This is a genomic window from Pseudomonas sp. PB105, from assembly GCF_009764655.1.
GTDB classification, from domain to species: Bacteria; Pseudomonadota; Gammaproteobacteria; order Pseudomonadales; family Pseudomonadaceae; genus Aquipseudomonas; species Aquipseudomonas cyclaminis.
This window is the reverse complement of record NZ_RWIO01000099.1, coordinates 1-22,733: the sequence shown is the minus strand read 5'-3', so window position 1 is coordinate 22,733 and position 22,733 is coordinate 1. Positions and strand designations below refer to the sequence as shown.

21 protein-coding genes and 4 tRNA genes are annotated in these 22,733 nt (G+C 54.9%); all 25 read right to left on the bottom strand.

Annotated features, from left to right (window positions below; genetic code table 11):
* Nucleotides 1-10: 10 nt before the first annotated feature.
* Nucleotides 11-286 (bottom strand): 30S ribosomal protein S19, encoded by a 276-nt coding sequence (rpsS, locus tag EJD88_RS26380; RefSeq protein ID WP_003232420.1) that lies wholly within the window; start codon nucleotides 284-286, stop codon nucleotides 11-13.
* Nucleotides 287-302: 16 nt separating this feature from the next.
* Nucleotides 303-1,127 (bottom strand): 50S ribosomal protein L2, encoded by an 825-nt coding sequence (gene rplB, locus EJD88_RS26375; RefSeq protein ID WP_003176423.1) that lies wholly within the window; start codon nucleotides 1,125-1,127, stop codon nucleotides 303-305.
* Nucleotides 1,128-1,141: 14 nt separating this feature from the next.
* On the bottom strand, nucleotides 1,142-1,441 hold the full coding sequence (gene rplW, locus EJD88_RS26370) for a 50S ribosomal protein L23 (RefSeq protein ID WP_002555488.1): 300 nt from the start codon (nucleotides 1,439-1,441) through the stop codon (nucleotides 1,142-1,144).
* Nucleotides 1,438-2,040, bottom strand: coding sequence for a 50S ribosomal protein L4 (gene rplD / locus EJD88_RS26365; protein WP_003176424.1), 603 nt, complete (start codon nucleotides 2,038-2,040; stop codon nucleotides 1,438-1,440). The genes rplW and rplD overlap by 4 nt, the downstream gene beginning before the upstream one ends.
* Before the next feature lie 12 nt (nucleotides 2,041-2,052).
* Nucleotides 2,053-2,688 carry a 50S ribosomal protein L3 gene (rplC, locus tag EJD88_RS26360; RefSeq protein ID WP_003194649.1) on the bottom strand — a complete coding sequence of 212 codons (636 nt, stop codon included), beginning with the start codon at nucleotides 2,686-2,688 and terminating at the stop codon, nucleotides 2,053-2,055.
* A gap of 81 nt (nucleotides 2,689-2,769) precedes the next feature.
* Nucleotides 2,770-3,081 carry a 30S ribosomal protein S10 gene (rpsJ, locus tag EJD88_RS26355; RefSeq protein WP_003186070.1) on the bottom strand — a complete coding sequence of 104 codons (312 nt, stop codon included), beginning with the start codon at nucleotides 3,079-3,081 and terminating at the stop codon, nucleotides 2,770-2,772.
* A 158-nt stretch (nucleotides 3,082-3,239) separates the two neighbouring features.
* Complete coding sequence (gene tuf, locus EJD88_RS26350; protein ID WP_099584606.1) at nucleotides 3,240-4,433, bottom strand: elongation factor Tu; 1,194 nt, start codon at nucleotides 4,431-4,433, stop codon at nucleotides 3,240-3,242.
* Between the two features lie 30 nt (nucleotides 4,434-4,463).
* Nucleotides 4,464-6,569: an elongation factor G gene (fusA, locus tag EJD88_RS26345; protein ID WP_015886136.1), complete on the bottom strand. Its 2,106-nt coding sequence runs from the start codon at nucleotides 6,567-6,569 to the stop codon at nucleotides 4,464-4,466.
* 30 nt (nucleotides 6,570-6,599) lie between these two features.
* On the bottom strand, nucleotides 6,600-7,070 hold the full coding sequence (gene rpsG / locus EJD88_RS26340; protein WP_002555493.1) for a 30S ribosomal protein S7: 471 nt from the start codon (nucleotides 7,068-7,070) through the stop codon (nucleotides 6,600-6,602).
* 118 nt (nucleotides 7,071-7,188) lie between these two features.
* Nucleotides 7,189-7,560 (bottom strand): 30S ribosomal protein S12, encoded by a 372-nt coding sequence (gene rpsL, locus EJD88_RS26335; protein WP_002555494.1) that lies wholly within the window; start codon nucleotides 7,558-7,560, stop codon nucleotides 7,189-7,191.
* Between the two features lie 216 nt (nucleotides 7,561-7,776).
* Nucleotides 7,777-11,976, bottom strand: coding sequence for a DNA-directed RNA polymerase subunit beta' (gene rpoC, locus EJD88_RS26330; RefSeq protein WP_099584605.1), 4,200 nt, complete (start codon nucleotides 11,974-11,976; stop codon nucleotides 7,777-7,779).
* A gap of 64 nt (nucleotides 11,977-12,040) precedes the next feature.
* Complete coding sequence (gene rpoB / locus EJD88_RS26325) at nucleotides 12,041-16,114, bottom strand: DNA-directed RNA polymerase subunit beta (RefSeq protein WP_032884533.1); 4,074 nt, start codon at nucleotides 16,112-16,114, stop codon at nucleotides 12,041-12,043.
* A 219-nt stretch (nucleotides 16,115-16,333) separates the two neighbouring features.
* Nucleotides 16,334-16,699: a 50S ribosomal protein L7/L12 gene (gene rplL, locus EJD88_RS26320; protein ID WP_053138313.1), complete on the bottom strand. Its 366-nt coding sequence runs from the start codon at nucleotides 16,697-16,699 to the stop codon at nucleotides 16,334-16,336.
* 78 nt (nucleotides 16,700-16,777) lie between these two features.
* Nucleotides 16,778-17,278 carry a 50S ribosomal protein L10 gene (rplJ, locus tag EJD88_RS26315; RefSeq protein WP_003232405.1) on the bottom strand — a complete coding sequence of 167 codons (501 nt, stop codon included), beginning with the start codon at nucleotides 17,276-17,278 and terminating at the stop codon, nucleotides 16,778-16,780.
* Between the two features lie 200 nt (nucleotides 17,279-17,478).
* Nucleotides 17,479-18,174, bottom strand: a complete 696-nt coding sequence (gene rplA, locus EJD88_RS26310) for a 50S ribosomal protein L1 (protein ID WP_028618134.1) — start codon at nucleotides 18,172-18,174, stop codon at nucleotides 17,479-17,481.
* Complete coding sequence (gene rplK / locus EJD88_RS26305; protein WP_003176435.1) at nucleotides 18,174-18,605, bottom strand: 50S ribosomal protein L11; 432 nt, start codon at nucleotides 18,603-18,605, stop codon at nucleotides 18,174-18,176. The genes rplA and rplK overlap by 1 nt, the downstream gene beginning before the upstream one ends.
* A 117-nt stretch (nucleotides 18,606-18,722) precedes the next feature.
* Complete coding sequence (gene nusG, locus EJD88_RS26300; RefSeq protein ID WP_003176436.1) at nucleotides 18,723-19,256, bottom strand: transcription termination/antitermination protein NusG; 534 nt, start codon at nucleotides 19,254-19,256, stop codon at nucleotides 18,723-18,725.
* Nucleotides 19,257-19,265: 9 nt separating this feature from the next.
* Nucleotides 19,266-19,634, bottom strand: coding sequence for a preprotein translocase subunit SecE (gene secE, locus EJD88_RS26295; RefSeq protein ID WP_003194658.1), 369 nt, complete (start codon nucleotides 19,632-19,634; stop codon nucleotides 19,266-19,268).
* Between the two features lie 45 nt (nucleotides 19,635-19,679).
* A tRNA-Trp gene (locus EJD88_RS26290) sits at nucleotides 19,680-19,755 on the bottom strand.
* A gap of 167 nt (nucleotides 19,756-19,922) precedes the next feature.
* Nucleotides 19,923-19,998, bottom strand: a tRNA-Thr gene (locus EJD88_RS26285).
* A gap of 25 nt (nucleotides 19,999-20,023) precedes the next feature.
* Nucleotides 20,024-20,097: transfer RNA gene (locus tag EJD88_RS26280), tRNA-Gly, on the bottom strand.
* A gap of 24 nt (nucleotides 20,098-20,121) precedes the next feature.
* Nucleotides 20,122-20,206 (bottom strand) — tRNA-Tyr (locus EJD88_RS26275).
* A gap of 142 nt (nucleotides 20,207-20,348) precedes the next feature.
* A complete protein-coding gene (locus EJD88_RS26270) occupies nucleotides 20,349-20,795 on the bottom strand; it encodes a hypothetical protein (protein WP_099584604.1) in 447 nt (148 codons plus the stop codon).
* Nucleotides 20,796-20,802: 7 nt separating this feature from the next.
* Complete coding sequence (locus EJD88_RS26265; RefSeq protein WP_158879346.1) at nucleotides 20,803-21,552, bottom strand: pantothenate kinase; 750 nt, start codon at nucleotides 21,550-21,552, stop codon at nucleotides 20,803-20,805.
* Nucleotides 21,542-22,501 (bottom strand): bifunctional biotin--[acetyl-CoA-carboxylase] ligase/biotin operon repressor BirA, encoded by a 960-nt coding sequence (gene birA / locus EJD88_RS26260; protein ID WP_099584602.1) that lies wholly within the window; start codon nucleotides 22,499-22,501, stop codon nucleotides 21,542-21,544. Before birA ends, EJD88_RS26265 begins: the two co-directional genes overlap by 11 nt.
* Nucleotides 22,502-22,733: the final 232 nt, after the last annotated feature.

The following is a 22,733-nucleotide window of genomic DNA, read 5'->3' as shown; positions in this document are numbered from 1 at the left end:
TCCTAACCCCTTAACGCTTGGCTTTCTTGTCTGCCACGTGCCCACGATAAGTGCGGGTACCGGCAAACTCGCCCAGTTTGTGGCCAACCATGTCTTCGTTCACGAGAACTGGGACGTGCAGACGACCGTTGTGTACAGCGATGGTCAAACCGACCATTTGTGGCAGGATCATCGAACGACGCGACCAGGTCTTAACTGGTTTGCGATCGTTCTTTTCCGCCGCCACTTCGATCTTCTTCAGTAGGTGAAGATCAATAAAAGGACCTTTTTTCAGAGAACGTGGCACTGTCGTATCCCTCTATTTACTTGCGACGACGGACGATCATTTTGTCGGTACGCTTATTACCACGAGTCTTCGCGCCCTTAGTCGGGAAGCCCCATGGCGATACCGGATGACGACCACCAGAGGTACGACCTTCACCACCACCGTGTGGGTGGTCAACCGGGTTCATGGCAACACCACGAACGGTTGGGCGAACGCCACGCCAGCGTTTGGCACCAGCTTTACCCAGCGAACGCAGGCTGTGCTCGGAGTTCGAGACTTCACCCAAGGTCGCACGGCATTCAGCCAGCACTTTACGCATCTCACCAGAACGCAGACGCAGGGTCACGTAGACACCTTCACGAGCGATCAGCTGAGCCGAAGCACCAGCGGAACGAGCGATTTGCGCGCCTTTACCTGGCTTCAATTCGATGCCGTGTACGGTGCTACCAACTGGAATGTTACGCAGTTGCAGAGCGTTGCCCGGCTTGATCGGCGCCAAAGCACCTGCGATCAGCTGGTCGCCAGCGCTCACGCCTTTAGGGGCGATGATGTAGCGACGCTCGCCATCTGCGTACAGCAGCAGAGCGATGTGAGCAGTACGGTTTGGATCGTATTCGATACGCTCGACAGTGGCAGAGATGCCATCTTTGTCGTTGCGACGGAAGTCGACCAGACGATAATGCTGCTTATGGCCACCACCGATGTGACGAGTGGTAATGCGACCATTGTTGTTACGACCACCAGTCTTCGATTTCTTCTCGAGCAGCGGTGCGTGAGGAGCGCCTTTATGCAGCTCCTGGTTGACCACCTTGACCACAAAACGGCGGCCAGGGGAAGTCGGTTTGCATTTAACGATTGCCATGATGCACCCCTTCCTTACTCAGCACTGCTGCTGAAATCGAGATCTTGGCCTGGCTGAAGGGAGATAACTGCCTTCTTCCAGTCATTACGCTTGCCCAGACCGCGAGCAGTGCGCTTGCTCTTACCCAGAACATTCAGGGTAGTAACACGCTCAACTTTCACGCTGAACAGGCTTTCGACGGCCTTCTTGATTTCCAGCTTGGTTGCGTCAGTTGCAACCTTGAAAACGAACTGGCCTTTCTTGTCAGCCAGAACCGTAGCCTTTTCGGAAACGTGCGGGCCAAGCAGAACTTTAAATACGCGTTCCTGGTTCATCCCAGCAGCTCCTCGAATTTCTTCACGGCCGACACGGTGATCAACACCTTATCGTATGCGATCAGACTAACTGGATCGGAACCTTGCACGTCACGTACATCAACGTGTGGCAGGTTGCGAGCAGCCAGGTACAGGTTCTGATCAACAGCTTCAGACACGATCAAAACGTCGGTCAGGCTCATGTTGTTCAGTTTGCCCAGCAGATCTTTGGTCTTTGGACTTTCAACAGCGAAGTCCTGAACCACGACCAGACGATCAGTACGCACGAGTTCAGCAAGGATGGAGCGCAGAGCTGCGCGATACATCTTCTTGTTGAGCTTCTGAGAGTGATCCTGTGGACGAGCTGCGAAAGTGGTACCGCCGCCACGCCAGATTGGGCTACGGATAGTACCGGCACGAGCACGGCCAGTGCCTTTCTGACGCCAAGGGCGCTTACCGCCACCACGTACGTCGGAACGGGTCTTTTGCTGCTTGCTACCTTGACGGCCGCCGGCCATGTAGGCCACGACTGCTTGGTGAACCAGCGTCTCGTTGAATTCGCCGCCAAATGTCAGTTCGGAAACTTCGATCGCTTGAGCGTCATTTACATTTAATTGCATGTCAGCTTCCCCTTAACCGCGAGCCTTGGCCGCTGGACGTACAACCAGGTTGCCGCCAGTAGCGCCAGGAACAGCACCCTTGACCAACAACAGATTGCGTTCAGCGTCGACGCGCACTACTTCGAGGGACTGCACGGTCACGCGCTCGGCGCCCATATGACCGGACATTTTTTTGCCCTTGAATACACGACCAGGAGTCTGGCACTGGCCAATAGAGCCCGGGACGCGGTGGGAAACGGAGTTACCGTGAGTGTTGTCTTGACCACGGAAATTCCAACGCTTGATCGTACCCTGGAAGCCTTTACCCTTGGACTGACCGGTTACATCAACCAGTTGACCAGCGGCGAAGATTTCAGCGTTGATCAGATCGCCAGCCTGGTAGTCACCATCTTCAAGACGGAACTCCATAACAGTACGACCAGCTGCAACGTTTGCTTTTGCGAAGTGACCTGCTTGAGCAGCAGTCACGCGCGAAGCACGACGCTCGCCGACAGTGACTTGCACTGCACGATAGCCATCGGTTTCTTCAGTTTTGAACTGGGTGACGCGATTCGGCTCGATCTCAATGACCGTAACCGGAATGGAGACACCTTCTTCGGTGAAAATACGGGTCATACCGCATTTACGACCGACTACACCAATAGTCATGTTGTAAACCTCATGAGTGTACGGGGCTTTCACCCGCTATGGCCGCCCATTTCAGAGCGTTACACGACTAAGACCCAAGTCTTAGCCGAGGCTGATCTGTACTTCCACACCGGCCGCCAGATCAAGCTTCATAAGTGCATCAACGGTTTTATCCGTTGGCTGGACAATGTCCAGAACGCGCTTATGAGTACGGATCTCGTACTGGTCACGCGCGTCTTTGTTGACGTGCGGGGAGACCAGAACGGTGAACCGCTCTTTGCGGGTAGGCAGTGGAATTGGACCACGCACTTGAGCACCAGTACGTTTCGCGGTTTCCACGATTTCCTGGGTGGATTGGTCGATCAGGCGATGGTCAAAAGCCTTCAACCTGATACGGATTTGCTGATTTTGCATTGGATTTCAGACTCCGGCTGCTATTCCCAGCGAGCGCAATACGCCCGTTAAAAGGAGGCGCAATTCTATAGACGCCCCAGATAGGTGTCAACCCAATAAAAAAGCCCCCGCTGAGCGGGGGCCTTTTCAAAGCATCGAAGCTATCTCAGAAGAGATGCTTACTCGATGATTTTAGCTACAACGCCAGCGCCAACAGTACGGCCGCCTTCACGAATTGCGAAGCGCAGACCGTCTTCCATTGCGATGGTTTTGATCAGGGTAACTTCCATTTGGATGTTATCGCCTGGCATTACCATTTCAACGCCTTCTGGCAGCTGGCAGTTACCAGTCACGTCAGTAGTACGGAAGTAGAACTGTGGACGGTAGCCTTTGAAGAACGGAGTGTGACGACCGCCTTCTTCTTTGCTCAGAACGTAGACTTCAGCGGTGAACTTGGTGTGCGGCTTAACCGAACCCGGCTTAACCAGAACCTGGCCACGCTCAACGTCGTCACGCTTGGTACCACGCAGCAGAACGCCGCAGTTCTCGCCAGCACGACCTTCGTCGAGCAGCTTGCGGAACATTTCAACACCGGTGCAGGTGGTGGTGGTGGTGTCACGCAGACCAACGATTTCCAGCGGATCTTGAACGCGAACGATACCGCGCTCGATACGACCAGTCACAACAGTACCACGACCGGAGATCGAGAATACGTCTTCGATTGGCATCAGGAACGGCTTGTCGGTCAGACGAACTGGTTCTGGGATGTAGCTGTCCAGGGTTTCAACCAGTTTACGAACGGCAGTGGTGCCCATTTCGTTGTCGTCTTTGCCTTCCAGCGCCATACGAGCAGAACCGATGATGATCGGAGTGTCGTCGCCTGGGAAGTCGTAAGTGCTCAGCAGATCGCGCACTTCCATCTCAACCAGTTCCAGCAGCTCAGCGTCGTCTACCAGGTCAGCCTTGTTCAGGAAAACCACGATGTACGGAACGCCTACCTGACGGGACAGCAGGATGTGCTCACGGGTTTGTGGCATCGGACCATCAGCGGCCGAGCAAACCAGGATCGCGCCATCCATCTGGGCAGCACCGGTGATCATGTTCTTCACATAGTCAGCGTGACCTGGGCAGTCGACGTGAGCGTAGTGACGGATCTTCGAGTTGTACTCGACGTGCGCGGTGTTGATGGTGATACCACGAGCTTTCTCTTCTGGCGCGCTGTCGATTTTATCGAAATCAACGATTGCCGAACCGAATACTTCGGAGCAAACGCGAGTCAGAGCTGCGGTCAGAGTGGTTTTACCGTGGTCAACGTGACCGATAGTGCCAACGTTGACGTGCGGTAGGGAACGATCAAATTTTTCTTTAGCCACGACAATTAACTCCTTGCCTAAAGGACTGAATCAGCCTTGTTTTTTGGATACAGTTTCAGCGATGTGCGCCGGAGCTGTGTTGTATTTTTTGAATTCCATAGAGTAGCTTGCGCGACCCTGGGACATGGAGCGAACGTCGGTCGCGTAACCGAACATCTCACCCAACGGAACCTCGGCGCGAATTACTTTGCCGGAAACCGTGTCTTCCATACCCAAGATCATGCCGCGACGACGGTTAAGGTCGCCCATGACATCACCCATATAGTCTTCAGGTGTAACAACTTCTACCGCCATGATTGGCTCAAGCAACTCACCACCGCCCTTCTGGGCCAGTTGCTTGGTTGCCATGGAAGCAGCCACCTTAAACGCCATCTCGTTGGAGTCGACGTCGTGGTAAGAACCGTCAAAAACGGTTGCTTTCAGGCCGATCAGCGGATAGCCGGCAACAACACCGTTCTTCATCTGCTCTTCGATGCCCTTCTGGATAGCAGGGATGTATTCCTTAGGAACCACACCACCTACTACTTCGTTCACGAATTGCAGACCTTCCTGACCTTCGTCAGCAGGAGCAAAACGGATCCAGCAGTGACCGAACTGACCACGACCGCCGGACTGACGAACGAACTTGCCTTCGATTTCACAGTTCTTCGTGATGCGCTCACGATAGGAAACCTGAGGCTTACCGATGTTAGCTTCGACGTTGAACTCGCGGCGCATCCGGTCAACCAGGATGTCCAGGTGCAACTCGCCCATGCCAGAGATGATCGTTTGACCAGTCTCTTCATCAGTTTTAACGCGGAAAGATGGATCTTCCTGAGCAAGTTTGCCCAGAGCAATACCCATTTTTTCCTGGTCATCCTTGGTCTTAGGCTCTACGGCAACCGAAATAACCGGCTCCGGGAAGTCCATACGAACCAGGATGATTGGCTTGTCAGCGTTGCACAAGGTCTCACCAGTGGTGACGTCCTTCATGCCGATCAAGGCCGCGATGTCACCAGCGCGTACTTCCTTGATCTCTTCGCGGGCGTTTGCGTGCATTTGCACCATACGACCCACGCGCTCTTTCTTGCCTTTAACCGAGTTGATCACGCCGTCGCCGGAGTTCAACACGCCCGAGTAAACGCGGACGAAGGTCAAGGTACCCACGAATGGGTCAGTGGCAATTTTAAATGCCAGAGCGGAGAACGGTTCTGCGTCGTCTGCATGACGCTCCAGCTCGATAGTCTCGTCATCCGGGTCAGTACCCTTGATAGCAGGAATATCCACTGGTGCCGGCAAGTAGTCGATCACAGCATCGAGAACCAGGGGAACGCCCTTGTTCTTGAACGAGGAACCGCAAACAGCCAAGACGATCTCACCAGCAATAGTACGCTGACGCAGAGCAGCCTTGATTTCCACGTTGGTGAGTTCTTCACCTTCGAGGTACTTGTTCATCAGCTCTTCGTTGGCTTCGGCCGCAGCTTCAACCATGTTGTTGCGCCATTCGTCAGCCAGTTCCTGCAGCTCAGCAGGGATAGGCTTACGAACAGGAACCATACCTTTGTCAGCATCGTTCCAGTAAACAGCTTCCATGGTCAGCAAATCGATCTGGCCTTGGAAGTTGTCTTCGGAACCGATAGCCAACTGGATTGGCACCGGAGTGTGACCCAGGCGCTGCTTGATCTGACCGATCACGCGCAGGAAGTTGGCACCAGCACGGTCCATCTTGTTTACGTAAACAAGACGTGGAACACCGTATTTGTTGGCTTGACGCCATACGGTTTCCGACTGAGGCTCAACACCCGAGGTACCGCAGAACACAACGACAGCGCCGTCGAGTACGCGCAGGGAACGCTCAACTTCAATGGTGAAGTCAACGTGGCCCGGAGTATCGATTACGTTGAAGCGGTGCTCATCTTTGTACTGCTTCTCGGAACCTTTCCAGAAGGCGGTAATAGCAGCAGAAGTAATGGTAATACCACGCTCCTGCTCCTGAACCATCCAGTCTGTGGTCGCGGCGCCATCATGCACCTCGCCCATCTTGTGACTTTTGCCGGTGTAAAACAGTACGCGCTCGGTGGTGGTGGTTTTACCAGCATCCACGTGAGCAACGATACCGATGTTACGGTAGCGGCTAATCGGAGTAGTACGAGCCATAAAGCCCTCGCAAAATTAGTGAAGCTAAGATTAGAAGCGGTAGTGCGAGAAAGCTTTGTTAGCTTCAGCCATACGGTGCACGTCTTCACGCTTCTTAACAGCAGCACCTTTACCTTCAGCAGCGTCCAACAGTTCGCCGGCCAAACGCAGAGCCATAGACTTCTCGCCACGCTTACGGGCGAAGTCTACCAACCAGCGCATTGCCAGAGCGTTACGACGGGACGGACGAACTTCGACCGGAACCTGGTAAGTAGCACCGCCTACACGGCGCGACTTCACTTCGACCAGCGGAGCGATGGCGTCGAGAGCTTTCTCGAAGATTTCCAGGGGATCGCTGTTCTTGCGTTCTTTAACCTTTTCCAGCGCGCCATAAACGATACGCTCGGCAACGGCTTTCTTGCCGCTTTCCATCACGTGGTTCATGAACTTGGCCAGGATTTGGCTTCCGTATTTTGGATCGTCAAGCACTTCGCGCTTGGCTGCTACGCGTCTTCTTGGCATGGATAAGCCCTCAAACGGTCTTCAGGTTCGTTCGGAATCGGTGCCCTTTCGGGACGCCTCCGACCTTACTCTTATCGACTCAGAAAATAAGATGATTCAGTTTTACAAAAAGCCGCTACTACTTAGGCTTCTTGGTACCGTACTTCGAACGACCCTGGTTACGACCTTTAACGCCGGAAGTATCCAAGGAGCCGCGTACGGTGTGGTAACGAACACCTGGCAAGTCTTTTACACGACCGCCGCGGATCAGTACCACGCTGTGCTCTTGCAGGTTGTGGCCTTCACCGCCGATGTACGAGGAAACCTCGAAACCGTTGGTCAGACGCACACGGCATACTTTACGCAGTGCCGAGTTAGGTTTTTTCGGCGTGGTGGTATACACACGGGTGCATACGCCACGACGTTGCGGGCAGTTCTGCAGCGCAGGTACGTCGGATTTCTCGACGATACGCTTACGCGGCTGACGTACCAGCTGGTTGATAGTTGCCATCTACTAGCTCCACTGTTGTCTTGCGACGCTATTGTCTTGCAAGAAAAGCAAAATGGCAGGAACGAATTCCCGCCAAATTTAGGGGTACAAGAGTCTAAAGAGGATCTTGTCCCCAGTCAAGGCAAGGCCCCGACCTCCCCACTCGTCGAACCGGGGCAAAACTGCCTCGATCCGACGAATGGGGCTGCCAGGGCCCAGTCTTATCTAGTGCAGAACTCAGTTACCGCTTGAGTTCAGTGCTTCGGTCAGTGCAGCTTCCACTTCACTGGCGCTAACGCGCAGCGGCTTGTCAGCATCACGGCGACGCTTACGCTCGCTGTGATAAGCCAAACCGGTACCCGCCGGGATCAGACGACCCACGACCACGTTCTCTTTCAGGCCGCGCAGGTAATCGCGCTTGCCGGTTACCGCTGCTTCGGTCAGTACACGAGTGGTCTCCTGGAAGGAGGCCGCCGAGATGAACGATTCAGTGGACAGCGACGCCTTGGTGATACCCAGCAGCACACGAGTGAACTTGGAAACGAATTTCTCGTCGCCAGCCAGACGCTCGTTTTCTACCAGTACGTGAGTCAGTTCCATCTGGTCGCCCTTGATGAAACTGGAATCGCCGGATTCAGCGATTTCAACTTTACGCAGCATCTGACGCAGGATGGTCTCGATGTGCTTATCGTTGATCTTCACGCCTTGCAGGCGATAAACGTCCTGGATCTCGTTAACGATGTACTTGGCCAGCGCACTTACACCCAGCAGACGCAGGATGTCGTGTGGATCGCTCGGGCCGTCGGAGATAACTTCGCCGCGGTTTACCTGTTCGCCTTCGAAGACGTTCAGGTGACGCCACTTTGGAATCAGCTCTTCGTACGGATCGGTACCGTCGTTCGGGGTGATAACCAGGCGGCGCTTGCCCTTGGTCTCTTTGCCGAACGCGATGGTGCCGCTGACTTCTGCCAGAATCGACGCTTCTTTCGGACGACGAGCTTCGAACAAGTCGGCAACACGCGGCAGACCACCGGTGATGTCGCGAGTCTTCGAAGTTTCTTGCGGGATACGCGCGATAACATCACCGATCGCGATCTTCGCACCATCCGCTACACCGACCAGGGCGTTGGCTGGCAGGAAGTACTGAGCGATTACGTCAGTGCCTGGCAGCAACAGATCCTTGCCGTTGTCATCGACCATCTTCACGGCAGGACGGATGTCTTTACCGGCAGCTGGACGATCTTTGGCGTCGAGTACTTCAATGTTGGTCATACCGGTCAATTCGTCAGTCTGACGCTTGATCGTGATGCCTTCTTCCATGCCTACGTAGGTCACGGTACCTTTCATTTCGGTAACGATTGGGTGAGTGTGCGGATCCCACTTGGCCACGATAGCGCCAGCGTCGACCTTGTCGCCTTCTTTAACCGAAATCACAGCACCGTACGGCAGCTTGTAGCGCTCACGCTCACGACCGTAGTCATCAGCGATGGCCAGTTCGCCGGAACGGGACACAGCAACCAAGTGACCATCCACTCGCTCAACGTGCTTGAGGTTGTGCAGACGGACGGTACCGCCATTCTTCACCTGAACGCTGTCCGCAGCGGAGGTCCGACTTGCCGCACCACCGATGTGGAACGTACGCATGGTCAGCTGGGTACCCGGCTCACCGATGGACTGGGCAGCGATAACGCCGACCGCTTCACCGATGTTCACCTGGTGACCACGAGCCAAGTCACGGCCGTAGCACTTGGCGCAGATGCCGTAGCGGGTTTCACAGCTGATCGGCGAGCGAACGATCACTTCGTCGATGCTGTTGAGTTCGATGAACTCGACCCACTTTTCATCTACCAGGGTGCCGGCAGGAACGATAATTTCCTCGGTACCTGGCTTGAATACGTCACGTGCAATAACTCGACCCAATACGCGCTCACCCAGCGGCTCTACAACGTCACCGCCTTCAATGTGCGGAGTCATCAGCAAGCCGTGCTCGGTGCCGCAATCGATCTCGGTTACAACCAGATCTTGTGCAACGTCTACCAGACGACGAGTCAGGTAACCGGAGTTAGCGGTTTTCAACGCGGTATCCGCAAGACCCTTACGAGCACCGTGAGTGGAGATGAAGTACTGGAGTACGCTCAAACCTTCACGGAAGTTCGCAGTAATCGGCGTTTCGATGATGGAACCGTCCGGCTTGGCCATCAGGCCACGCATACCGGCGAGCTGACGGATCTGCGCAGCAGAACCCCGTGCGCCCGAGTCGGCCATCATGTACATCGAGTTGAAGGATTCCTGGTCAACTTCGTCGCCGTGACGGTCGATGACTTTCTCTTTCGAGAGGTTGGCCATCATCGCCTTGGAGACTTCGTCGTTGGCCTTGGACCAAAGGTCGATCACTTTGTTGTACTTCTCGCCCTGTGTTACCAGGCCCGAGGCGTACTGGCTTTCGATCTCTTTCACTTCATCGGTTGCAGCTGCGATGATGCGGGCTTTTTCATCCGGGATAACGAAGTCGTTAACACCGATGGAAACGCCGGAGATGGTCGAATAAGCAAAACCGGTGTACATCAACTGGTCAGCGAAGATCACGGTCTCTTTCAAACCAACCACGCGGTAGCACTGGTTGATCAGCTTGGAGATCGCCTTTTTCTTCATCGGCAGGTTGACGACGTCGTAGGACAGACCTTTTGGCACAACTTGATACAGCAGCGCACGGCCGACAGTGGTGTCGACGATACGAGTGCCGCTCACGCTGCCGCCGTCACGGTCGTTGACGGTTTCGTTGATCCGCACTTTGACCTTGGCGTGCAGTGCGGCTTCGCCGGCACGGAACACACGGTCAACTTCTTGCAGGTCAGCGAACACACGACCTTCGCCTTTGGCGTTGATCGCTTCACGGGTCATGTAGTACAGACCCAATACAACGTCCTGCGACGGAACGATGATTGGCTCACCGTTGGCTGGCGACAGAATGTTGTTGGTCGACATCATCAACGCACGCGCTTCCAACTGGGCTTCCAGTGTCAGCGGTACGTGCACGGCCATTTGGTCGCCGTCGAAGTCGGCGTTGTACGCAGCACAGACCAGAGGGTGCAGCTGGATAGCCTTACCTTCGATCAGTACCGGTTCAAACGCTTGAATACCCAAACGGTGAAGGGTCGGTGCACGGTTGAGGAGAACCGGGTGTTCGCGAATCACTTCAGCAAGAACGTCCCAAACCTCTGGCAGTTCGCGCTCGACCATTTTCTTGGCCGCTTTGATGGTGGTCGCGAGACCGCGCATTTCCAGCTTGCCGAAGATGAACGGCTTGAACAGCTCAAGTGCCATCTTCTTAGGCAGACCGCACTGGTGCAGACGCAGGGTCGGGCCTACGGTAATTACCGAACGACCGGAGTAGTCAACACGCTTGCCGAGCAAGTTCTGACGGAAACGACCTTGCTTACCCTTGATCATGTCAGCCAAGGATTTCAGAGGACGCTTGTTCGAACCCGTGATAGCGCGGCCACGACGGCCGTTGTCGAGCAGTGCATCGACCGCTTCTTGCAACATACGCTTTTCGTTGCGCACGATGATGTCCGGAGCGGACAGATCAAGCAGACGCTTCAAGCGGTTGTTACGGTTGATCACGCGACGGTACAGGTCGTTGAGGTCGGACGTTGCGAAACGACCACCATCCAACGGTACCAGAGGACGCAGGTCTGGCGGCAGAACCGGCAGAACGGTCAGCACCATCCACTCTGGCAAGTTGCCGGAACCTTGGAAGGCTTCCATCAACTTCAGACGCTTGGACAGCTTCTTGATCTTGGTTTCCGAGTTGGTTTGCGGAATCTCTTCGCGCAGACGGCCAATCTCGTGTTCCAGGTCGATAGCGTGCAGCAGTTCGCGGACAGCTTCGGCACCCATGCGGGCATCGAAATCGTCGCCGAACTCTTCCAGCGCTTCGAAGTACTGCTCATCGTTCAGCAGCTGACCTTTTTCAAGGGTAGTCATGCCTGGATCGATAACGACATAGCTCTCGAAGTAGAGGACGCGCTCGATATCACGCAGGGTCATGTCCATCAGCAAGCCGATACGGGACGGCAGCGATTTCAGGAACCAGATGTGGGCAACCGGCGAAGCCAGTTCGATGTGCGCCATACGCTCACGACGAACCTTGGCCAGCGCGACTTCAACGCCGCACTTCTCGCAGATCACGCCACGGTGCTTCAAGCGCTTGTACTTACCGCACAGGCACTCGTAATCCTTTACCGGGCCAAAGATCTTGGCGCAGAACAGGCCGTCACGCTCAGGTTTGAACGTACGGTAGTTGATGGTTTCCGGCTTTTTAACTTCACCGAACGACCACGAACGGATCATCTCAGGCGATGCCAATCCAATACGGATGGCGTCGAACTCTTCGACTTGACCCTGGTTTTTCAGCAAATTCAGTAGGTCTTTCAAGGCCTTTCCTCCTGGCGGAGCAGAGAGCGGGCTAAACAGCCCCGCTCTCGATTCGCGTCACGTGTTATTCGGTTTCCAGATCGATATCGATGCCGAGGGAACGAATTTCTTTGATCAACACGTTGAAGGACTCGGGCATGCCCGGCTCCATACGGTGATCGCCGTCCACGATGTTTTTGTACATCTTGGTACGACCGTTCACATCGTCCGACTTCACTGTGAGCATTTCTTGCAGAGTGTATGCAGCACCGTATGCTTCCAGTGCCCAGACCTCCATCTCCCCGAAACGCTGACCACCGAACTGAGCCTTACCACCCAGCGGCTGCTGGGTAACCAGGCTGTACGAACCGGTAGAACGAGCGTGCATCTTATCGTCTACCAAGTGGTTCAGCTTCAGCATGTACATGTAGCCAACAGTAACCGGGCGCTCAAACTTGTTGCCGGTACGGCCGTCGAACAGCTGCATCTGGCCGCTTTCTGGCAGGTCTGCCAGTTTCAGCATGGCCTTGATTTCGCTTTCCTTGGCACCGTCGAACACCGGGGTAGCCATTGGAACGCCGCCGCGCAGGTTCTTCGCCAGATCCAGGATTTCCTGGTCGGAGAAGGTGTCCAGCTCTTCGTTGCGACCGCCGATCTCGTTGTAGATCTCGTGCAGGAACTTACGCAGGTCTGCGACCTTGCGCTGCTCTTCGATCATACGGTTGATCTTCTCGCCCAGACCTTTGGCCGCGAGGCCCAGGTGGGTTTCAAGGATCTGACCAACGTTCATACGCGAAGGTACGCCCAACGGGTTGAGGACGACGTCGACCGGGGTGCCATTGGCATCGTGCGGCATGTCTTCAACCGGCATGATCACGGAGACCACACCCTTGTTACCGTGACGACCGGCCATCTTGTCGCCCGGCTGGATGCGGCGACGGATTGCCAGGTAAACCTTGACGATTTTCAGCACGCCTGGAGCCAGGTCATCGCCCTGCTGCAGTTTGCGCTTCTTGTCTTCGAACTTGTCGTCCAGCAGACGGCGGCGATCAACGATGTAGGCCTGGGCCTTCTCGAGTTGCTCGTTCAGAGCATCTTCAGCCATGCGCAGCTTGAACCACTGGCCGTGCTCAAGACCGTCGAGGATTTCGTCGGTGATGTCCTGACCTTTCTTCAGACCTGCGCCGCCTTCGGCCTTGTGGCCTACCAGAGCGGAACGCAGACGTTCGAAGGTCGCGCCTTCAACGATACGGAACTCTTCGTTAAGGTCCTTGCGGATCTCGTCGAGTTGAGTCTTCTCGATGGACAGTGCACGAGCATCACGCTCAACGCCGTCACGGGTGAAGACCTGTACGTCGATGACAGTACCTTTGGTACCGGTAGGTACACGCAGGGAGGTGTCTTTAACGTCGCTGGCTTTTTCACCGAAGATCGCACGCAGCAGCTTCTCTTCCGGAGTCAGTTGGGTCTCGCCTTTCGGAGTGACCTTACCAACCAGGATGTCGCCTGCGCCTACTTCAGCACCTACGTAAACAATACCGGCTTCGTCCAGCTTGTTCAGTGCAGCTTCACCCACGTTCGGGATGTCTGCAGTGATCTCTTCAGGCCCAAGCTTGGTATCACGTGCCACACAGGTCAGTTCCTGAATGTGGATCGTGGTGAAGCGGTCTTCTTGAACAACACGCTCGGACAGGCAGATGGAGTCTTCGAAGTTGAAGCCGTTCCATGCCATGAACGCGATGCGCATGTTCTGACCCAGAGCCAGTTCACCCATGTCGGTGGACGGACCGTCGGCCATGATGTCGCTACGCTGAACGCGATCACCCTTGCTCACCAGCGGACGCTGGTTGATGCAGGTGTTCTGGTTCGAGCGGGTGTATTTGGTCAGGTTGTAGATGTCGACACCGGCTTCGCCAGTTTCAACTTCGTCATCGGCAACGCGAACCACGATACGGCTGGCGTCAACGGAGTCGATCACGCCGCCACGACGAGCCACGACGCAAACGCCGGAGTCACGGGCTACGTTACGCTCCATGCCGGTACCTACCAGCGGCTTGTCAGCACGCAGGGTCGGTACAGCTTGACGCTGCATGTTGGAACCCATCAACGCACGGTTGGCGTCATCGTGCTCCAGGAACGGGATCAGCGACGCTGCAACCGAAACTACCTGCTTCGGCGAAACGTCCATCAAGGTGACGTCTTCCGGCGCCTTGACGGTGAACTCGTTCAAGTGACGAACAGCTACCAGTTCGTCGATCAGGACTTTCTTGTCGTTCATCGTGGCCGAAGCCTGAGCGATCACGTGATCAGCTTCTTCGATAGCAGACAGGAACACGATCTCGTCGGTGACCAGAGCGTCTTTCACCACACGGTACGGGCTCTCAAGGAAGCCGTACTGGTTGGTGCGCGCATAAGCGGCCAGGGAGTTGATCAGACCGATGTTCGGACCTTCCGGCGTTTCGATCGGGCATACACGACCGTAGTGCGTAGGGTGAACGTCACGAACCTCAAAGCCTGCACGCTCACGGGTCAGACCGCCCGGGCCCAGTGCAGAAACACGGCGCTTGTGGGTGATCTCGGAGAGCGGGTTGTTCTGGTCCATGAACTGCGAGAGCTGGCTGGAACCGAAGAACTCTTTCACCGCCGCAGCCACTGGCTTGGCGTTGATCAAGTCTTGCGGCATCAGGCCTTCGCTTTCTGCCATCGACAGACGCTCTTTGACCGCACGCTCAACACGTACCAGGCCAACACGGAACTGGTTCTCAGCCATTTCGCCTACGCAGCGAACACGACGGTTACCCAGGTGGTCGATGTCATCGACGATGCCTTTGCCGTTACGGATGTCGACCAGAGTCTTCAAGACCGCAACGATGTCTTCCTTGCACAGCACGCCCGAACCTTCGATCTCGGTACGACCGATACGACGGTTGAACTTCATCCGGCCGACCGCAGACAGGTCATAACGCTCAGGGCTGAAGAACAGGTTATTGAACAAGGTTTCGGCTGCGTCTTTGGTAGGTGGCTCGCCAGGACGCATCATGCGATAGATCTCGACCAGCGCTTCCAATTGGTTGCTGGTGGAGTCGATCTTCAGGGTGTCGGAGACGAACGGACCGCAGTCGATATCGTTGGTGTACAGAGTCTCGATGCGAACAACCTGAGCCTTGGCAATCTTGGCCAGGATCTCAGTGTTCAGCTCGGTGTTGCACTCAGCCAGGATTTCTCCAGTAGCAGGGTGAACGATGACTTTAGCGGTCGTGCGACCCAGGACGTAGTCCAGAGGCACTTCCAGCGATTTGATGCCGGCTTTTTCGATCTGGTTGATGTGGCGCGCAGTGATACGACGACCCGCTTCAACAATGACCTTGCCATTTTCATCCTGAATGTCCAGGACCGCAATTTCACCGCGCAGACGCGAAGCAATCAGCTCAAGGCTTAGAGTTTCATCCTTGAGGCTGAACACGTTGGTGGTATAGAAAGCGTCCAGCACTTGCTCAGTGGTGTAACCGAGCGCGCGCAGCAGTACCGAGGCCGGCAGCTTGCGACGACGGTCGATACGCACGAACACGCAGTCTTTCGGGTCGAACTCGAAGTCCAACCACGAACCGCGGTACGGAATGATGCGTGCGGAGTACAACAGTTTACCGGAGCTGTGCGTCTTGCCGCGGTCGTGGTCAAAGAACACGCCCGGGGAACGGTGCAGCTGGGAAACAATTACACGCTCGGTACCGTTGATAACGAAGGTACCGTTCTCAGTCATCAATGGGATTTCGCCCATGTAGACTTCTTGCTCTTTGATGTCCTTGATCGCTTTGTTCGACGATTCTTTGTCGAAAATGATCAGGCGGACTTTTACCCGCAAAGGTACGGCGTACGTAACGCCACGCAACACGCATTCTTTGACATCAAATGCCGGTTCGCCCAGGCGATAACCGACGTACTCCAGCGCAGCATTGCCGGAGTAGCTGATGATCGGGAAAACGGATTTGAAGGCCGCATGCAGGCCCACGTCGCGGAACTGATCTTTGGTCGCTCCCGCCTGCAAGAATTCACGATACGAATCCAGCTGGATAGCCAGAAGGTACGGGACATCCATGACGTCCGGCAACTTGCTAAAGTCCTTGCGGATACGTTTTTTCTCAGTATATGAGTAAGCCATCAGCGTTCCCCAGCTTGGTCACCTGCTTGTTTGGCCCCTCCGACGGGAGCAGCCAGAAAATCTTGCAAACCCCATGGTTTGCACCACCGCATCGGGTGGCTACAGCGCGTTAATGGCGGCGACCGAGTCGACAGCCAAGAACGGAAAAAGGCCGGTGGCAAGAGCCACCAGCCATCAGCCTTCAGCTTAACGCTTGGGCTGGAGACGCAATGTCGATGCTTACTTCAGCTCGACTTTAGCGCCTGCTTCTTCCAGAGTTGCCTTGGCTTTGTCGCCTGCATCTTTGGTCACTGCTTCCAGAACCATAGCAGGAGCGCCGTCAACTACAGCCTTGGCTTCTTTCAAGCCCAGACCGGTCAGTTCACGTACTGCCTTGATCACGTTTACTTTCTTCTCGCCAGCTTCCAGCAGCATGACGTTGAATTCGGTTTGCTCTTCAACAACGGCAGCAGCAGCAGCTGGGCCAGCGGAAGCAGCGGCAGCGGAAACGCCGAATTTTTCTTCGAAAGCTTTGATCAGCTCAACAACCTGCAGAACCGACATTTCAGCTACGGCGTTGAGGATATCGTCTTGGGAGATAGACATTGCTGTATTTCCTGAATTGGGGGACGGCCTACGCGGCCATCGAAATAAACAAAAATACGCGAGAGAATTTGCTCAGCCTTAGGCTGCGGCAGCTTCTTTTTGCTCGCGAACTGCAGCCAGAGTACGAGCCAGCTTGCTGGTAGCGCCTTGAATCACGCTCATCAGCTGCGAAATGGCTTCGTCGCGGGTCGGCAGTGTTGCCAGTACGTCGATTTGGTTAGCTGCGAGGAACTTGCCCTCGAACGCAGCTGCCTTGATCTCGAACTTATCCTGACTCTTGGCGAATTCCTTGAACAAACGGGCAGCAGCGCCTGGATGATCCTTGGAGAACGCGATCAGAGTCGGGCCTGTGAACACGTCGTTGAGGACACTGTATTCAGTGTCAGCAACGGCGCGCTTGAGCAGGGTGTTACGTACAACACGTACGTATACGCCAGCTTCACGAGCCTCTTTACGGAGTCCGGTCATAGCGCCTACTGTCACACCACGGGCATCAGCCACGACAGCGGACAGAGCAGCTTTGGCAGCCTCGTTGACTTCAGCGACGATGGCCTTCTTGTCTTCGAGATTAATTGCCACGGGTTTAACTCCTGCTTGTTACCGTTTCATCTGGCCGGAGCCGGATGTCGTTTTGGTGTCTGATTCGGTAAGGAACCGGGAGCACCATCTGCGTAGGCTTTTGGTTTAAGACTTGCGTCGCCTACGGTCTTGGATAGCCCCCGCCAGGCAGGGACCCCAATTTTTTCCAATTGACGCAATCGCTTGCGCCAATCTGTGTCTTATACGTCCAGCGAGCCTTGGTCGATGACCAGACCTGGGCCCATAGTGGTGCTCAGGGTAACGCGCTTGACGTAGATACCTTTCGAGGAAGCTGGCTTGATACGCTTCAGATCAGCGATCAGGGCCTCAACGTTTTCCTTCAGCTTGACGGCGTCGAAGCCGACTTTGCCAACGGAGGTGTGAATGATGCCGTTTTTGTCGGTGCGATAACGAACCTGACCAGCCTTGGCGTTTTTAACCGCGGTAGCTACGTCTGGAGTTACGGTACCGACTTTAGGGTTAGGCATCAGGCCGCGCGGGCCCAGGATCTGACCCAATTGACCTACAACGCGCATTGCATCCGGGGAAGCAATAACTACGTCATAGTTCAGGTCGCCGCCTTTCATTTCGGCAGCCAGGTCGTCCATGCCAACGCGATCAGCGCCAGCGGCCAGAGCTGCTTCAGCAGCTGGACCTTGGGTGAAGACGGCTACACGTACAGTCTTGCCAGTACCGTGTGGCAGCACAGTAGCGCTACGAACGACCTGGTCGGATTTACGTGGGTCAACACCCAGGTTTACAGCAACGTCAACAGACTCGCTGAACTTGACAGTCGACAGCTCGGTCAGCAGAGCAGCAGCGTCTACAAAGCTGTAGGACTTGCCCGCTTCGATTTTGCCGGCGATAGCCTTTTGGCGCTTGGTCAGCTTAGCCATTACACACCCTCCACGTTAAGGCCCATGCTACGAGCAGAACCGGCGATGGTACGCACGGCTGCATCCATATCAGCTGCAGTCAGATCCGCGTTTTTGGTTTTCGCGATTTCTTCCAGCTGAGCACGAGTTACGGTGCCAACCTTAACGGTGTTAGGACGAGCGGAACCGCTAGTCAGACCAGCAGCTTTCTTAAGCAAAACCGAAGCCGGGGTCGACTTGGTTTCGAAAGTGAAGCTACGGTCGCTGTATACAGTGATGATCACTGGAGTCGGCAGACCTGGCTCAAGACCCTGAGTACGGGCGTTGAAAGCCTTGCAGAATTCCATGATGTTCACGCCGTGCTGACCCAGAGCTGGACCAACAGGTGGGCTTGGGTTGGCCTGAGCGGCCTTCACTTGCAGCTTGATGTAAGCGGTAATCTTCTTGGCCATGAGGCACTCCAATTACGGGTTCAAACGCCTCGAAAGGCTCCCCGGTTACTTGCGCGTTTATCCCAGTGACGACAAAACCCCACAGCCTAAGGCTGCGGGGTTGGGATGCTTATTCAGCTAGACCTTCTCGACCTGGCTGAACTCCAACTCTACCGGAGTAGAGCGACCGAAAATGAGCACCGCCACTTGGATCCGGCTCTTTTCGTAGTTAACTTCTTCGACAGTACCGTTGAAATCAGCAAACGGACCATCTGTGACACGAACAACCTCACCCGGCTCGAACAACGTCTTCGGCTTAGGCTTGTCGCTACCATCAGCAACACGACGCAGAATTGCTTCTGCCTCTTTGTCAGTGATTGGAGCAGGCTTATCAGCAGTACCGCCAATGAAACCCATGACACGAGGAGTGTCCTTGACCAAGTGCCAAGTACCTTCATTCATGTCCATCTGAACCAGCACATAGCCAGGGAAGAACTTACGCTCACTTTTGCGCTTCTGACCATTCCGCATTTCAACCACTTCTTCAGTGGGAACCAGAATTTCGCCGAAGCCATCTTCCATGCCTGCCAGCTTTACGCGCTCTAGCAAAGAGCGCATAACATGCTTCTCGTAACCCGAGTAAGCATGCACAACGTACCAACGCTTAGCCACGGGACACCCTTAGCCAACAATCAAGGAAACAAGCCAGCCGAGGAGGGAATCAAGCCCCCACAACAGCAACGCCATAACCAGAACAACAGCCACAACAATCAACGTGGTCTGCGTGGTTTCTTGGCGAGTCGGCCAAACGACTTTACGGATTTCGGTGCGAGCTTCCTTCACCAGAACCGCGAAAGACTTGCCTTTGGCAGTCTGCAAGCCTACAAAGGCAGCTACAGCAGCAAGAGCAAGCAAAGCGAGAACGCGGTACAGGATCGGCGAAGCAGAGTAGTACTGATTGCCAACAACGCCTACGACCACCAATGCGACCACAGCGAGCCACTTGACGAGATCGAAACGAGAGCTTTGAGCTTCAGCCTTAGGAGTCATCTATGAAGATCCTGTGAAAAGAAAGCCAGACACACCACGTGAATCTGGCAGGTCAGGAGGGAATCGAACCCCCAACCTACGGTTTTGGAGACCGTCGCTCTGCCAATTGAGCTACTGACCTAAAACAAAATCAGGCCGACCATTATGCAGGCCTGAAAAAGACTTTACAACAACCAACCCCACTAGACTTGAATTCACCTGACAACATCATCGTCGCCAGATAAAAAACCCTCAAGCCGAGGCAGCTGTTAAAACAAAGGCAGATATTTTCATATCTGCCTTGTTATATGGAGCTCTTGAGCGGATTTGAACCGCTGACCTCACCCTTACCAAGGGTGTGCTCTACCAACTGAGCTACAAGAGCAAAACACCTGCACAACCTGCAAACTTGGAGCGGGTAGCGGGAATCGAACCCGCATCATCAGCTTGGAAGGCTGAGGTTCTACCACTAAACTATACCCGCGGAGCTTGCAGCTCACGCTAAAAATGGTGGAGGGGGAAGGATTCGAACCTTCGAAGTCGTAGACGTCAGATTTACAGTCTGATCCCTTTGGCCGCTCGGGAACCCCTCCTAAGCGAGCCGGCATTTTACATCACGCCGACCTTCTGTCAAGCATTTTCTCATTTAAATTATGAGGTTAGCTGCATTGACGTCACTTCCCATCAAATCCCCCTAAAGGTCTTCACTGCGAAGCGGGCGCCATTCTATTCAAACTATTCGACAGTTGCAATGCCTTCGCACAGCATTATTTTATGTTTTAACTCATTGAATTCCTTAGCAAGGTTTTCAAAGGGCAGATCCTCAGCCAGACGCCTGCTTTCCGGGGCAACCCGGAGCCAGTAACCCTGGGCATCAGGCAAGCTCAGCAACTGAATCCTGACCTTTATATCCAGGCTGGTGAGGCGCTGCTCGACAGATTGCGCCTGACGCTGATCTACAAAACCACCAATATACAAACAGGTATTTTGCGCATCAGACGCCTTTGCCCGCTCCCTGCGGGCCACGGCGTCAGAGGACTCGCTCAGCAGACGAATATCCTGCTGGCTGCCTCGATAGAGACTCAGAGGAGTGACATCTTTAGCGCGCAACGGCGCCTCTTGTTGATGCCATATGTAGTAAAAAGCGTTGAGGATCAGTAAAAGCAAAAACAGCCAACGCATAAACACCTCAAGATAACGGGCACGCCATCGCCAAACCAACGAAAATCAGATCAGGAACGAGCCGAGCCTGCGGCACAGCATCCAATACCAGTTCAGCGTCGCCGCCTGTCAGGAACACGGTGAAGTCATCGCCCCAGTAGCTCCTGGCCAGCTCCAACTGGGTCAGCACAAACCCTCTTAGCATCAACGTACAGCCCCGCTCTACAGCTTCGACCGTGGTGCGACCAGGTGACAGGCACTCCAAGGCCCTTTCAGCGGCGGCATCGCCATACCGGATCTTGCGCGTATGCGTTCGCAGCTGATTCCTCATGAGAGACATACCCGGACAAATGAAGCCCCCCAGGTGCTCTCCATCCGCAGCTATAAAATCTGCCGTCGCCGCCGTACCAAAGTCCAGGACCAAGCAAGCGCCGGATGCCAACTTAAATCCACCAAGCATCGCCAACCAGCGATCGAGCCCCAAGCGCTCGAAATCTTCGTAGCCGTTACGCACCCCAGCCATTTCACGAGCCGAAGCAGCGCAGGTAACAGCAACACCAAATGCATCCACAAGCGCCGCGACCAGCTTGTCTGTCTCCTCCAGCGCACGCACACTCACTAGCCGGCAACGCGTCAGCAACAGGCCAGGCACCGCCAGCAGACTATCAACCAATGCCTCATCAGAACCTGCCACACCTTCTATCGCTACACCAGCCAGACTCGAACCGAGCACACGCCACTTGATAAAGCTGTTCCCACAGTCGAGCTCAAGAATCATCACGCAACCTCAGGCTTAACTCACCACCACTGTATATTTTCTCAATGCCATCGACACTTAAGCGCAACGCACCTTGACGATCAACGCCCAGAACAAATCCATCGACCTCATTGACACCGGCTATGAGCGACACCGCCCTGCCCTGCCAAGCATGGCTTGCCTCCCATTCATCCTGAAGCGCGGCAAAACCTAATGCCCTGTGCCGATCCAGGTACCGCTGCAACTGCAGACCAAGACGGGCAACCAACGAATTGCGATCAACAGGAGAGCCCGTCTCCAACTGCACCGATGTCCATTGCTGGTCAACCTCATCAGCCTTCTGCATATTGACGTTGATACCTATTCCGAGGACAACGTGACAGATATCCGCAGGGTCCCCTACGAGTTCCAGCAAGATCCCGGCAATTTTCTTATGTCCAACGAGGACGTCGTTAGGCCATTTCAAAGCAGCAGCCTGAACTCCCGATTCACGTAGGGCTTGCATGACTGCCAACCCAACCACAAGGCTTAGCCCCTCCAGTTGCCGCAGACCGCCCTCAATACGCAAGACGAGGCTGTAATACACATTCTGAGCAAACGGACTGACCCACTTTCGACCACGCCTGCCTCTTCCCGCCGTTTGCTGTTCCGCAAGCACTAGGAAGGGGGTTGCGCACTCGACACCCGCAAGGCGCAAAGCTTCAGCATTTGTTGAGTCGATGGAATCGTAGACATGGATAGGCCACGCCAAAGCAGGCGCATGTTGCCGAATTTCCGCAGCGCTCAAGAAAACAAGAGGAGAAGCCAATTGATACCCCTTCCCTCGAATCCTATGAACGGGCAGATTCAATTCGGCTTCAAGGTGCTGGAGCTGCTTCCAAACAGCACTGCGACTAACGCCCAGGGCAGCACCAAGCGCTTCTCCGGAATGGAACCGGCCATCTTTCAGAAGTTCTAACAACGTCAGCATGCAAGTATCGCCTCACAATGAGGCACGCATGATAGCCATGCGCAGGGGCATTGCATAGAAAGGCGGACGCTTGGCATTGAAGCGCACTCCGAGCAGCGCGCCGGACTTTCCGACCGCCCAAAACAAAACCCCATCTGCTTTCGCAAATGGGGTTTCGGAATTTAATCTTGACGATGACCTACTCTCACATGGGGAAACCCCACACTACCATCGGCGATGCATCGTTTCACTA

Coding starts and splice junctions, on each gene's coding strand:
- rplB (WP_003176423.1), bottom strand. CDS start 1,127: ATGGCAATCGTTAAATGCAAACCGACTTCCCCTGGCCGCCGTTTTGTG.
- rplW (WP_002555488.1), bottom strand. CDS start 1,441: ATGAACCAGGAACGCGTATTTAAAGTTCTGCTTGGCCCGCACGTTTCC.
- rplD (WP_003176424.1), bottom strand. CDS start 2,040: ATGCAATTAAATGTAAATGACGCTCAAGCGATCGAAGTTTCCGAACTG.
- rplC (WP_003194649.1), bottom strand. CDS start 2,688: ATGACTATTGGTGTAGTCGGTCGTAAATGCGGTATGACCCGTATTTTC.
- rpsJ (WP_003186070.1), bottom strand. CDS start 3,081: ATGCAAAATCAGCAAATCCGTATCAGGTTGAAGGCTTTTGACCATCGC.
- fusA (WP_015886136.1), bottom strand. CDS start 6,569: ATGGCTCGTACTACTCCGATTAGCCGCTACCGTAACATCGGTATCGTT.
- rpsG (WP_002555493.1), bottom strand. CDS start 7,070: ATGCCAAGAAGACGCGTAGCAGCCAAGCGCGAAGTGCTTGACGATCCA.
- rpsL (WP_002555494.1), bottom strand. CDS start 7,560: ATGGCAACTATCAACCAGCTGGTACGTCAGCCGCGTAAGCGTATCGTC.
- rpoB (WP_032884533.1), bottom strand. CDS start 16,114: ATGGCTTACTCATATACTGAGAAAAAACGTATCCGCAAGGACTTTAGC.
- rplL (WP_053138313.1), bottom strand. CDS start 16,699: ATGTCTATCTCCCAAGACGATATCCTCAACGCCGTAGCTGAAATGTCG.
- rplA (WP_028618134.1), bottom strand. CDS start 18,174: ATGGCTAAGCTGACCAAGCGCCAAAAGGCTATCGCCGGCAAAATCGAA.
- rplK (WP_003176435.1), bottom strand. CDS start 18,605: ATGGCCAAGAAGATTACCGCTTACATCAAGCTGCAAGTGAAGGCCGCT.
- secE (WP_003194658.1), bottom strand. CDS start 19,634: ATGACTCCTAAGGCTGAAGCTCAAAGCTCTCGTTTCGATCTCGTCAAG.
- EJD88_RS26270 (WP_099584604.1), bottom strand. CDS start 20,795: ATGCGTTGGCTGTTTTTGCTTTTACTGATCCTCAACGCTTTTTACTAC.
- EJD88_RS26265 (WP_158879346.1), bottom strand. CDS start 21,552: ATGATTCTTGAGCTCGACTGTGGGAACAGCTTTATCAAGTGGCGTGTG.
- birA (WP_099584602.1), bottom strand. CDS start 22,501: ATGCTGACGTTGTTAGAACTTCTGAAAGATGGCCGGTTCCATTCCGGA.